The organism is Alkalibaculum bacchi (genome assembly GCF_003317055.1).
GTDB classification, from domain to species: domain Bacteria; phylum Bacillota; class Clostridia; order Eubacteriales; family Alkalibacteraceae; genus Alkalibaculum; species Alkalibaculum bacchi.
In genome coordinates this window covers 1-12834 of sequence record NZ_QNRX01000001.1, presented here as the reverse complement: position 1 = coordinate 12834, position 12834 = coordinate 1, and the positions used below count along the sequence as shown (strand labels likewise).

Annotated in this window: 8 protein-coding genes, 1 rRNA gene and 1 other annotated feature; of the genes, 8 read left to right on the top strand and 1 reads right to left on the bottom strand. The window is 34.8% G+C overall.

What is annotated here, in order from left to right; all coding sequences use genetic code 11:
- Positions 1-243 precede the first annotated feature (243 nt).
- The 3 genes from DES36_RS00045 to DES36_RS00035 are packed head-to-tail and all read left to right on the top strand — an operon-like array spanning position 244 to position 4850.
- Positions 244-2184, top strand: a complete 1941-nt coding sequence (locus DES36_RS00045) for an NAD(+) synthase (RefSeq protein WP_113919182.1) — start codon at positions 244-246, stop codon at positions 2182-2184.
- A gap of 22 nt (positions 2185-2206) precedes the next feature.
- The gene (locus DES36_RS00040; RefSeq protein WP_113919181.1) at positions 2207-2488 is read left to right on the top strand and encodes a YerC/YecD family TrpR-related protein; all 282 of its coding nucleotides are present in this window, start codon (positions 2207-2209) and stop codon (positions 2486-2488) included.
- A gap of 7 nt (positions 2489-2495) precedes the next feature.
- Positions 2496-4850, top strand: coding sequence for a helicase C-terminal domain-containing protein (locus tag DES36_RS00035; protein ID WP_113919180.1), 2355 nt, complete (start codon positions 2496-2498; stop codon positions 4848-4850).
- Positions 4851-5010: 160 nt separating this feature from the next.
- Here the strand turns inward: DES36_RS00035 and DES36_RS00030 are convergent, their stop codons facing one another.
- Positions 5011-6672: a 2-isopropylmalate synthase gene (locus DES36_RS00030; protein ID WP_113919179.1), complete on the bottom strand. Its 1662-nt coding sequence runs from the start codon at positions 6670-6672 to the stop codon at positions 5011-5013.
- A gap of 261 nt (positions 6673-6933) precedes the next feature.
- Positions 6934-7178 (bottom strand) — a binding site (T-box leader).
- Between the two features lie 223 nt (positions 7179-7401).
- Here DES36_RS00030 and DES36_RS00025 point away from each other — a divergent pair.
- The 5 genes from DES36_RS00025 to DES36_RS00005 all read left to right on the top strand — a co-directional run.
- Positions 7402-8352 (top strand): hypothetical protein, encoded by a 951-nt coding sequence (locus tag DES36_RS00025; protein ID WP_113919178.1) that lies wholly within the window; start codon positions 7402-7404, stop codon positions 8350-8352.
- A gap of 98 nt (positions 8353-8450) precedes the next feature.
- Positions 8451-9512 (top strand): FAD:protein FMN transferase, encoded by a 1062-nt coding sequence (locus DES36_RS00020; protein ID WP_170128111.1) that lies wholly within the window; start codon positions 8451-8453, stop codon positions 9510-9512.
- 431 nt (positions 9513-9943) lie between these two features.
- Complete coding sequence (locus tag DES36_RS00015) at positions 9944-11290, top strand: hypothetical protein (RefSeq protein WP_113919176.1); 1347 nt, start codon at positions 9944-9946, stop codon at positions 11288-11290.
- Between the two features lie 17 nt (positions 11291-11307).
- On the top strand, positions 11308-12315 hold the full coding sequence (locus DES36_RS00010) for a LacI family DNA-binding transcriptional regulator (protein WP_113919175.1): 1008 nt from the start codon (positions 11308-11310) through the stop codon (positions 12313-12315).
- Between the two features lie 446 nt (positions 12316-12761).
- A 16S ribosomal RNA gene (locus DES36_RS00005) occupies positions 12762-12834 on the top strand; the annotation flags it as partial.

Below are 12834 nucleotides of genomic sequence, written 5' to 3'. Positions count from 1 at the left end.
TAAAAGGCTCTAAAGCCCACCCAAGTTTCAGCCCAGTCATTCTTGAACGCAGCGAAGAATCTTAAGACCCAAAGGAATGCATAAGTTCTGATAGCTGAACGCTGATTGCTAGTGACTGATTTTTTTCTTTCCGCTTTCAGCTTTCTGCTTTCAACTTTCAACAGTTTAATTTATTGCGTAAAAATACATAAAAGCTTAATATAAAAAGCAAGTACATATTAACCAAAAGAAGAGGTGAAGGGCATGCATGATAAAGGTTATGTTCGGGTAGCTACAGTTACACCCAAATTAAAAGTAGCAGATTGTGAATACAATAAATTGCAAATTATTCAAACTATTGAAGACGTAATTGAAAAGAATGTTGAGGTTGTAGTATACCCAGAACTATGTATATCAGGGTATACTTGTGGGGATTTATTTTATCAGGATATTTTGCTAAATAAAGTTGAAGAATCCATAGGAGAGATTTGCGATTTTCTTTCCCCACATCCGTTAATGGTGGTTATTGGAGCTCCAGTACGAGTAAAAACCCAAATTTATAATTGCGCTATTGTCATTAATGAGGGTCAAATATTAGCCGTAGTACCTAAGAAGTACTTGCCTAGTTCTGGTGAATTTTATGAAAAAAGATGGTTTGCAAGTGGATTCAATATAGATAGTAATGAAAAGATTTCGTATTGCGGGCAAGATGTCTTGTTTGGTTGTGATGTGTTGTTTCAACACGATACTTATAAGCCACTGATTGTAGGCGTTGAAATTTGTGAAGATTTATGGGCCCCTATACCACCAAGCAGCTATTATTGCCAGGCAGGTGCTACTCTTATATTAAATCCATCCACGAGCAATGAGGTGGTTGGAAAAAGTGAATACAGAAGAGCACTAGTTGAACAACAATCGGCAAGAGGTATATTAGCTTACGCTTATGTATCAAGTGGATTTGGAGAATCTACTACGGATTTAGTTTTTGGTGGACATGGGCTTATATGCGAAAGTGGCGCCCTCTTAGCAGAGAGTGAGAGATTTTGTTATGAATCAAATATGATCATTGCCGATGTAGATATTGATAAAATCAACCACGATCGTTTAAAAGCTACGCCTCTAAGAGAACACTTAAGAAATAAGGAAGAATACTACGATTTTATTTCCTTTACTACAAAAGATGTACAACATGAACTAATGCGCAAAGTTCAAGCTTATCCCTTCATACCAAGTGACCCGCAAGCTAGAAATACAATCTGTCAAGAAATCTTTAATATTCAAACTATGGCACTAGGAAAAAGGGCAACTCATATAGGATTTCCTACAATGGTAGTTGGGATATCAGGAGGGTTAGATTCCACTCTTGCCTTGCTAGTATGCGCTAAAACCTGTGATCAGTTAAAGAGTGACCGCAAAAATATTTTAGCAGTGACTATGCCTGGTTTTGGTACTACAGATCGAACCTATAATAATGCTATTGCGCTTATGAAAAAATTGCATGTATCCATAAAAGAGATCTCCATTAAAGATGCCTGCATTCAACACTTTAAAGATATTGAACACAGTTTAGATCAACAAGATGTTACTTATGAAAATGCACAAGCTCGTGAAAGAACGCAAATACTAATGGATTTAGCGAATAAAAGCGGTGGTATTGTCATCGGTACAGGAGATCTATCTGAATTAGCTCTTGGCTGGGCAACTTATAACGGAGACCATATGTCTATGTATGGAGTCAATGCTGGTGTGCCGAAGACCCTAGTTCGATATTTGGTTCAATGGATTGCAGATACTCATGAAGATAGAGAAATAGGAGAGATTTTAAACGATATTTGTAATACTCCTGTGTCTCCAGAGTTGCTTCCACCGGATGAAAGTGGAAAGATTGCACAGAAAACAGAAGATTTAGTAGGACCTTATGAATTACATGACTTTTTCTTGTTTAATGTAATCCGTTGTGGTTACTCTCCAAAAAAAGTATACTATTTAGGAAAGATAGCCTTTAAAGGACAGTACAGTGATGAAATCATATTAAAATGGTTAAAAAATTTCTATAGGAGATTCTTTACCCAACAATTTAAAAGATCTTGTATGCCAGACGGACCTAAAGTAGGTACTGTTAGTCTATCTCCAAGAGGGGATTGGAGGATGCCTAGTGATGCATCAAATGCCATTTGGATGAAAGAACTAGAAGATTTGCGATAAGTAAGAAATAGGAGGACTTTAGGTGGACAAAAAGAAAGTAGAGTTGCTTCTTAAGAGTTTTTTAACCTTAGAAACACAAGAAGAGTGTCTGGTCTTTTTAGAGGATTTGTGTACGATTAATGAAATTGAGGACATGTCTCACAGAATAGAAATAGCAGATTTACTAAATAAGGGAAAAACCTTTAATGAAGTTCAAGATTTGACTGGAGCTAGCTCTACAACCGTAAGTAGAGTTAGTAGATGTCTAAAGCATGGGAACGGTTATAAGACTGCTTTAAAGCGAGTATCTAAAATGGAGTCGTAGTACAAATATGAAAGAAATGACCATACCTGTTAGAGAATTAGTAGAGTTTACTTTGAGAAAAGGTGATATTGATTTTCGTTATACAGGAAGACAAAGAGGTGCTCAAGGAACGAAAGCTCATCAACGCATTCAAAAGAAATACAAAGAAGGTGATCTTTCAGAAGTGAGCATATCTAGAACAATTGAATATGAAGGTATGAATATAACCTTACAAGGTAGAATTGATGGCATTATCTTTGATGAAGGGCAAATTATCATAGATGAGATTAAGAGCACTCGAGCTCCTTTAGATGAGATTGATGAGGATTTTAGTCAGGTCCACTGGGCTCAGGGGATGGTCTATGCATTTTTATATTCTTTAGAAAACAATTTAGAAGAGATTAGTGTTCAATTAACCTATTACCAATTAGAATCTAAGGAAATAAAAAGAATTATGAGAGATTTCGTTCATGATGAGTTAAAAGAATATGTTTACGAGAATTTAATCAAGAATTATATTAAGTGGGCAATTATGATTTATCAATGGCGAGAACTCCGAGATGAGAGCATTAGCACCTTATCTTTTCCTCATGACAGCTATAGGGTGGGGCAAAGAAAATTGATTATTTCTATTTACAAGACCATACAAGAACAAAAGAAAATTTTTGTAAATGGACCTACTGGAATTGGAAAGACCGTATCTACTCTTTTTCCATCTATTATGTCTATGACAGAAGGCAATGTAGAGAAGATTTTTTATCTTACATCTAAAAATACTCAGAGAGAGATTGTTGAGTCTACCCTTTATTCTTTGATAGAAAAACAGTTAAAAGTAAAATACACATCCCTTACGGCAAAAGAAAAAATATGTTTTAAAGAACAAACAAAGTGTAATCCAGAATATTGTGAGTATGCTAAAGGGCATTTTGACCGTTTGAATGAAGCTATAGAAGATATTTTTAATAATGAAAATACGTATACCAAAGAGCTTATTAGTCAATATGCTCAAAAGCACACAGTCTGTCCCTTTGAATTTTCTTTGGATTTGACTTTATGGAGCGATTTCGTTCTTTGTGATTACAATTATATTTTTGATCCTAGAGTTTCACTAAAGCGATTTACAGAAGAAAAGGGAAAGTACGTGTTTTTAATCGACGAAGCCCACAATCTAGTAGATCGGTCTCGAGATATGTACTCAGCTGAACTTGGGAAAAAACAAACCCTAAGCCTTCAAAAACTCATTGGAAAAGAACATCCTTTATACAAGACTTTGGGCAAAATCAATAAGGCTTTTATTTCCATACGGAAAGACGAGGAATTTGATAAAGAAAAACTACCGGAAGATCTTATGGCTGGTGTCAACGAATTTATATATAAGGGAGACAAATGGTTAGCTCAGCACAATAGCGAAGCATCCTTTTATGATGAGCTTTTGCAGTACTATTTTGAGGTAAATAATTTTATTCGCATAGGCGAGTACTACGGAGAAAATTATAAAGTTATAAAAGTTAAAAATAAAGATGAGATTATCGTAAAATTAGTGTGCCTCGATAGTTCTTCGTATATTAAACAAAGCGTAGAAAAAGGAGTATCTTCCGTATTTTTCTCTGCAACATTATTGCCTATGAGTTACTTTATTGAATTATTAGGTGGGCACATCAATGAAGATTATCATATGATTTTAGAATCGCCATTTCCAGAAGAGAATGGGTGCATGATGATATGTAATCAAATAAGTACCACCTATAAAAATAGACAAAATAGTTACGAAGATATTTGTCAATATATTTACCATACTATGAAAGCAAAAGAAGGTAATTATATGATTTTCTTTCCTTCTTATGAATATATGGAAAAAGTATACGATATATTTGTACAAAACCACCCAGAAGTAAAAACAGCAAAACAATCTAAATCTATGACAGAGTTGGAAAGAAAAGAATACATAGATCAATTTGACTTAGGCGAAAACATTGTCGCCTTTGCTGTTTTAGGGGGGCTTTTTTCTGAAAGTATCGACCTTCGAGGAGACCGATTGATTGGCGTAGTGGTAGTCAGTGTGGGCTTACCTAAAATAGGTGAAGAGCGAAACCTGTTAAAAGAATACTACGACGAAATCAATGGTAAGGGTTTTTTGTATGCTTATATGTATCCAGGATTTAATAAAGTAATGCAAGGTGTGGGTAGGGTAATACGTAGTGAAAAAGATCGAGGTGTTATTCTTCTAATAGATACTCGCTTTGCTCAATACAGCTATAAAAACTTATTTCCGAAGCACTGGTCAAAGGCAAGGCTTGTTAAGTCCGTTGGGGAACTAGATGAGAATTTGAGTGAATTTTGGAAAGTTAGCGGAAAGCTGAATGTTGAAAGAGGAAAAAAATAATGTGCCTTCGGCACTAAAGGACCCCAAACAAACGCATAAGTTTTGGTAGCTGATTGCTGGTGGCTTGATTTTTCAGCTTTTAAGTTTTTCCCGTCCAGCTTACCAACGAACCAACCGAGAAGTAAAAAAATGGAGCTGTCAAATACGACAGCTCCATTTTTTACTTCTCTTTAAATTTTCTATTTAAAGCACTTACTAATGCTTTGATGGATGCAAAGATAATATCTGTGTCTACTCCAGCACCCCAGATAATCTTATCTTCTATGGTTATACCTACATAGGCAGCAGCTAAGGAGTTGGATCCTCTTTCTAAGGCGTGCTCTGTATAGGTCTGAATAGTATAAGAGATATTTAGATTTTCCTTAATCGCGTTAGCAACAGAATCTAATCGACCATTTCCACGTCCCAAAAAGCTTTTTTCCTCGCCATCTACATTTAAGATAAGTTCAACTGCAAATTCTCCATTGCGTTTAAAGTGATAATCTATCAATCTTATTTTATCCTCTACATTCACATAGTCTTTTTTAAATATTTCATAAACTTCATTAGGCTTTAATTCCTTGTTTAGGTGATCAGAAGCATTTTTGACAGTATAGCCTATATCTTCACGCATTTTTGGTGGTAAATCAAAGCCATAATTTTCATTTAAAATAAAGCCTATGCCGCCTTTTCCAGATTGGCTGTTAATTCGGATAACATCGCTTCCATACTCTCTGCCGATATCTTGCGGGTCAATAGGTAAATAAGGTACGCTCCACCCTGTAATTTGATGATCTCCTCTATATTGCATTCCTTTGGCAATAGCATCTTGATGTGAACCTGAAAATGCGGCAAATACCAATTCACCACTGTATGGCTGTCTTGGTGGCACAAACATGCCTGTAATTCGTTCGTAAAAGTGAACCACATCAGGAATATTCTCAAAATTTAGCTTTGGATCTATTCCATGGGAGAACAAATTTAGAGCAACTGTGACTAAGTCTACATTTCCTGTTCGTTCGCCATTTCCAAACAAGGTACCTTCAACTCTTTGTGCGCCAGCAAGTAAGCCCATTTCTGCTTCTGCAATAGCACAACCTCTATCATTGTGTGGATGTATAGAAATAATAACATGATCTCTATATTTTAAGTTTTCGGACATGTATTCAATTTGGCTAGCATATACGTGAGGCATGGAAACTTGAACTGTCGAAGGAAGGTTGATAATGACTTTATTATCTTTACTAGGCTGCCATATATCTAAAATTGCATTACATATTTTAAGAGCAAACTCCATCTCGGTTCCGGTGAAGCTTTCAGGTGAATATTCAAACCGGAAATTTCCTTCTTCCTTCTCGGCATACTCTTTTAGCAACTTAGCTCCTAAAACACCTAACTCAATGATCTCATCTTGAGATTTCTTAAATACCTGTTCTCTTTGAGCAAGTGAGGTAGAATTGTATAAGTGGACGATAGCATTCTTTACACCCTTCAAAGCTTCAAAGGTTTTTTTGATGATATGTTCTCTTGATTGAGTCAACACTTGAATAGTTACATCATCAGGAATTAGATCATCTTCAATTAGTCGTCTTAAAAAATTATACTCCGTTTCCGAAGCTGCTGGAAAGCCAACTTCGATTTCTTTGAAACCTAGATGAACTAAATAAGTAAAAAATTCTACCTTTTTATCTAAATCCATTGGAATTACTAAGGCTTGATTTCCATCTCTTAAATCAACACTACACCATAAGGGAGCATCCTCTATATGGCTTTTATGTACCCAATTTGTACTCGGTACAGGTGGCATAAAATAGGATTTACTGTATTTGCCGTAATTTTTCATTCTAATTCCTCTCTTTCATTTATTTATTTGTTGGTCCGTTGGTTCGCTGGATGGGAAAAACCTAAAAGCTAAATGCTGAAAGCAGAAAGCTGAAAAAAGCATATTGGCCTTTACGTGAGGTAAAGACCTTAGCTCCCGGCAGTCATCCTGAGCGTAAGCGAAGGATCTTGACCCCAAAGTAATACCCACACGCTAGTGACTAAAGTGCCAAAGGCACTTTCTCGTTGAGTTCGCGCAAAAAAAATCTCTCGTCTCTAAATTACTAGAGACGAGAGATTATATTCTCACGTGGTACCACTCTGATTCATACGGGTATTGTATGCACTCTGTAGATATGAGTTTAATATTCATATCTTTCCAATGTATCGGTTGGAAACCGTCTCGCCTACTGTTTGTTCAGCTCGATACTTGGAGGTGAGTTCGGATTGCTTAGGCTACTGTTTTGCACCACACAACAGCTCTCTTAAAGCTTTAGAAATCTTACTATTCCTCTTCATTGCATTGTTTATATTCAACTATTTAAATGTTAGTTTAATCTTAATGAATATCTTTGTCAAGGTATATTATTGTAAAATATTTGCATGATTTCGTTTACTGTTACACTTTTGTTACATGGTTAAAGTTGGGTAAAAAAAATATGCGGAAATGAGTTCAAATATATTGACCAACCCTAATAGTGATGTTAAAATAACATTGTCGATAAATATAATTCAATAAGGGGGAAACACAATGAAAAAACTATTAGTATTACTGTTATCAGTATTTCTAGTAGGCTCTTTTGTAGTTGGTTGTACTACTGAGGAAAAAGCTTCACAAGCTCCTACAGCACCAGAGGAAAAAGGTTCTGAAGCAGATGCTACTCTACAAGATGGTGTCTACTTTGCTGAAGAGGATTCTTTTGCAGAAGGAAGTGGCTACAAATATTTTGTTGTTTTAAAAGTTGAAGGTGGAAAAATCACTGATGCTGATTGGGGTGGAACAAATGTTCAACCTGTAGGCAATAAGAGAACACTTTCTGAAAAAGGCGAATACGGAATGGAAGCAGTAGCAAAAGCTGGTGCTTGGCATGATCAAGCAGCTGCAGCTGAAAAATGGTTAATTGAAAACCAAGATCCTTCTAAGATCACTTACACAGATGATGAAGGACACACTGATGCACTTAAGACAGATGCAGGCTCTACTGTATCAATTCACGTAGTAGAGTTTTTTGATTTAGCAAAGAAAGCTTTAGAAGCAGGTCCAGTTGCTGAAGGTACATATACAACTCCTGAAGATTACGTAGCAACTGCAACGATTCCAGTTGACAAAGCTGATCCAGAATTTGATCCTACTAATGCATGGGAATACAGATTAGACCTAATTATCGTAAATGGAACAATTATGGATTCTAATTTAAATGCTATTTTTGCTGGAGAATTCAGCGACGATACTGCTAAGTTCTACAAAGCAGATAAAGATGGCAACCCAGATGAAACTGCACCATTAGGTAAGGTTGAACTAGGTATGGATTATGGTATGGACTGGAAAGGAAATGCTGAAAAGGTGGATGCATTCGTAATTGAAAACCAAGGGTTTGAAGTAAACTATACTGATGACAAGGGTCACACGGATGCAATTACAGGGGTTTCTATTCATGTAAATGAATATGAAGAGTTATTCAAATCTGCAACAAATAAATAATATTTGACAGCAAAAATCTAATGTTATAAAATATTAAGGCTTTAGTAGGGACCCCTCGCTACTAAAGCCTTATTTTGAAAGAGAAAGTGGTGTACTTATTGAAAAAACTATTTTGTATTTTAGCAATTATCACCACGCTGTTCACTATTGCTGGATGCACAGATAACAAAAGTAATCAAGATGTACAACAGGAGTATGTGTCAAAAACAGATTTCTACTTAGACACGGTTGTAGATATAAAAATATACAATCCCAACAATAAAAGCGCAGAAGTTATTGATAAAGCTATGGAAAGAATAGGGGCTTTAGAGGAAATACTAAGTATACACATTGAAGGTAGTGACTTATGGAAAGTAAAGGAAAATGCAGGGATCAAGCCTGTTGAAGTTTCTAAGGAAACGATGGAAGTCATGAAAGCAAGCTTAAAGTATTCTGAGTATACAAATGGCCTCTTTGATGTCACAACAGGACCATTAGTAGATTTGTGGGCAATTAATCCTCCAAATGGTTACGTACCAACAGAGGAAGAATTACAAACCACATTATCTAAAGTCAATTATAATAATATGATTATTGACGAAGAAAATAACACTATTTTCTTGAAAGATAAAGGCATGATAGCGAACTTAGGCGCTATTGCTAAAGGATATATTGCTGATGAGGTAAAAGAAATACTAGTAGAAAACGATGTAAAAAATGCGATTATCAATCTAGGTGGTAATGTTCTACTGGTTGGAGGCAAGCCAGACAATTCGGGCTTTAAAATAGGTGTACAAGATCCTAATTCAGATAGAGGCGCATATCTTGGTGTAATTGACGATAGAGATTTATCTGTAGTATCATCTGGCGATTATGAAAGATACTTTGAAGTGGAAGGAAAGAGATACCATCATATTCTTAATCCAGCGACAGGATACCCTGCGGATAATGAAATAAGGCAAGTAACCATATTATCAAAACTTTCTGTAGACGGAGATGGTCTTTCTACGAGCACCTTTGTTTTAGGTCTAAAAGACGGTATGAAGTTAATCGAAAGCATTGATGATGTAGAAGGAATTTTTGTTACAAAAGATCATAAAATATATCTCACATCAGGTATAAGAGATTCTTTTGTGTTTGATGAAGTAAATTATGGGGATCAGTATACCGTAGTAAAGTAGATGCACAGGTTCTTTTTGGAGCCTGTGTTTTCATTTTGTAATAGGAAAGTCCTGCTTTTGTCCTTAACTCCTGCCCATCATCCTGAGCGCAAGCGAAGGATCTTGACCCAAAAGGAATATCCTAACGCTCGTGACTAACGACTAATGCGTTGCAGGCCCTTTCTTGTTTTTCGTGCGAGCACGAAAATATCCTTATTTCTGCGAGCTAATCTGCTGATTCGAATATTAAATCATAAAATCTTCAATAAAAATAGCATTAATATAGTATAATAAGGGTAGTTGTATTGCTTGTAAATATATCCATAATATAAAATAGCAGCAGGAGGATAAAATTATGAAAGATACTATGAAATATGAAAGTCGTGCTGTGAAAATAAATATACTACTAAGTTATAAGATTATGTCAAATGATAAGATAAATAGGAAAAGAAATGAAATATAAACCAATACTAATGGCTCTTTTTATATTGTTTTTTTTTCCGAGTATTACTCAAGGGAAAGAAGTATTACAGTGTGAATACACATCAGACACAGGAATTACAATAAAAAGTTATACAGATAATTGGACAGAAAATAGATTAGTAGAAGTTTACGAAGAATTAGTAAAAAATACTCATGGCGAAGAATTAGCCTACTTAAAAACCATTAATCTATACAGTGGTAATCCGAGTGGTGGAAAGGAAGAAGGATTATACAATGCTTCTTACAAGAAGGTGCAGCTATTAGGTAAAGAAAAAGTAGTTCTTAGTAAAAACAACTTCATAGATTTGTACAATCTAAAAGATAAAGATAAAGTAGAGGACTTTGCAAAGACGCTATCCCATGAATACGGTCATCACTTCACTTTATACTATCTGATAAAATATGAGAATAAAACCTTTGAACAATGGAAAGACACAGAATTATACAGAGCTAGAAATCTAGAAGAGTTCCAAAAGGTAACGGAAAGCTATGTCAATGGCCATGAATGGAGTATCACTGAAATTGTAGCTGAGGATTATGTCCAATTTTATGGTTCGCCAACGGCAAAACGTATATACTATTTTGAAGATATTATGGGTAGATATTACTCTGGTACTATAAATAAAAGTAGTAGTTATAATTATTCTATATATAATATAAACCCCCAAGAAAACAGGCAAATTCCTCTTGCTCTTGAATTGCCTAAATTAATTGAATATTGGGAAAGAGCATCTGGTGTTGAAGTTGCCCATAAGATTGTTTCAAGACCAAATCTAGCCTTAGTAGATGCTGAAAATTTAGGATATGACAAAATTCGCCATACATTACAATGGAGTAAAAGTGCAGATGAAAATGGCAGAGAAGTGGATTATTATACATTAATAGCCACAGATTTAGAGGGTAATGAGATTATCCCTATAAAAACAGTAAAAAAGGGAGAACCTTTAGAAGCTGTAATCGGAAGTATTCGAATAAATGATGGTGAAGCTACAATGTTTTACACGGATCGCTTTGTAAATAGCCCTAAAGTATTTAAAGTCTACGGCATTAATTTAGCTGGTGGAATTATATCATCTCATCCATTAGAGGTAGATTTCAATAGTCCTAAAGTAACAAACTTAGACATAGAATCAACATCAATTTTATCTGATGAAGATATTACTCTAGATGAAGCAGATCAAATTACAGTTAGGGATAATGCAGACGATTTAATAAATATCATATTTGATAATATCGTTTTCTTTATTGATAAAGTAGTAAATAAGATTGTATCGACAGTATATAGCAAATCAGTAATTTGTACGATATATACTTAATTAAGAGGAGGATTTTAATGAGTGTAAAAATTAAAGATGTAGCAAGAGAGGCAAATGTATCTGTAGCTACTGTATCAAGAGTACTAAATAATATACCATTGGTTAATGAAGAAACAAAAAAAAGAGTACTAGATGCTATTGAAAAAACAGGGTATAAACCTAATGCCATTGCAAGAAGTCTTAAAATGCAAAAGACAAATACTTTAGGAATTATGATACCTGATATATCTCAGGCCTTTTACACTAATGTTGTAAGAGGTGTTGAAGATGTATGTAATATATATGATTATAATATTATTTTATGTAATACAGATTCGGATGCCCAAAAAGAATTAAAGTATTTTAATGTATTTATTGAAAAGCAATGTGATGGAATTTTATTTATTGGCAAGTCATTGAAGGATGAATTGATCAATCAAATAGCTATCAGTAAAATCCCTGTTGTGCTTGGAGCATTAACAGATAGCGAGGATCGAATCCCTAGTGTTTCCATAGATAATGAGCAAGCAAGTTATGATTTGACAATGCACCTTATTGAAAATGGACATAAAAGGATTGCCTTTTTTGATGATGAAGATGAAACATCTTTTGTTGGAATAGAGAGGAAAAAGGGGTATAAAAGAGCATTAGAATCACAGGGTATCGCTTATAGAAAAGAGTATGTTTTTGATGGTAAATACTCTATTAAGGGGGGATTCGATTTAATGGAAGAATTGCTGAAATTAGAGGATTTACCGACAGCAGTTTTTGCCCTTAATGATGAGATGGCTCTAGGAGCTATTCGCAAATTAGAAGAAAAAGGATTGAAAGTGCCTCAAGATATGAGCGTTGCAGGTTTTAATAATTTTACAGTTTCTGAATGGTTAACCCCATCTATTACTACTATTGCTCAACCAATGTACGATATAGGAGCACTATGCGCAAGAATGTTAATAAAAATGCTTGACGGTCACAAAGATGAGGTAAAAAGTTTATACGTTCCACATAAACTAATTGAGCGTGAATCAACATCTGATATAAAGTAAGATCTCGAGTAACAGTGTGCTTTATGTGCAAGTAGAGAAGATAAGGGCATAATCTACTTGATTAAGCTTTTATCTTTTTTTAAAAAACTATTGACAAAAACAAGGATAGTCTCTATAATAGGAAAAGTCGAAACAAGCCACAGTATCTAATATTTTAAAATCAAGATGGAAAAAGATAAAAAGTGGTTGACAAAACGCAAAAATGTTTTTATAATAAATAAAGTCACAAGAAATTGTAACAATAACACAAAAATTAAGTAAAAAATAAAAAGTAGTTGACAAAAGAAACAAAATAAAGTAAGCTATAAAAGCTGACTCGAAAGAGACAAGCCGAGTATTGAAAAAGGTATTTGAAAATAGAATAGTGCACACAAACCCAAGCAAATTAGTTGCGAGTCTTTAGGACAAGCAACATTAAAGTAACAAAATGTAACAAGCCAGCAATTTATTTAGAGAGTTTGATCCTGGCTCAGGACGAACGCTGGCGGCGTGCTTAACACATGCAAGTCGAGCGAGATT

What these genes read in the sequence shown, in the direction of transcription:
- DES36_RS00045 (WP_113919182.1), top strand. Translation starts at nt 244, where the DNA reads ATGCATGATAAAGGTTATGTTCGGGTAGCTACAGTTACACCCAAATTA.
- DES36_RS00035 (WP_113919180.1), top strand. Translation starts at nt 2,496, where the DNA reads ATGAAAGAAATGACCATACCTGTTAGAGAATTAGTAGAGTTTACTTTG.
- DES36_RS00030 (WP_113919179.1), bottom strand. Translation starts at nt 6,672, where the DNA reads ATGAAAAATTACGGCAAATACAGTAAATCCTATTTTATGCCACCTGTA.
- DES36_RS00025 (WP_113919178.1), top strand. Translation starts at nt 7,402, where the DNA reads ATGAAAAAACTATTAGTATTACTGTTATCAGTATTTCTAGTAGGCTCT.
- DES36_RS00015 (WP_113919176.1), top strand. Translation starts at nt 9,944, where the DNA reads ATGAAATATAAACCAATACTAATGGCTCTTTTTATATTGTTTTTTTTT.
- DES36_RS00010 (WP_113919175.1), top strand. Translation starts at nt 11,308, where the DNA reads ATGAGTGTAAAAATTAAAGATGTAGCAAGAGAGGCAAATGTATCTGTA.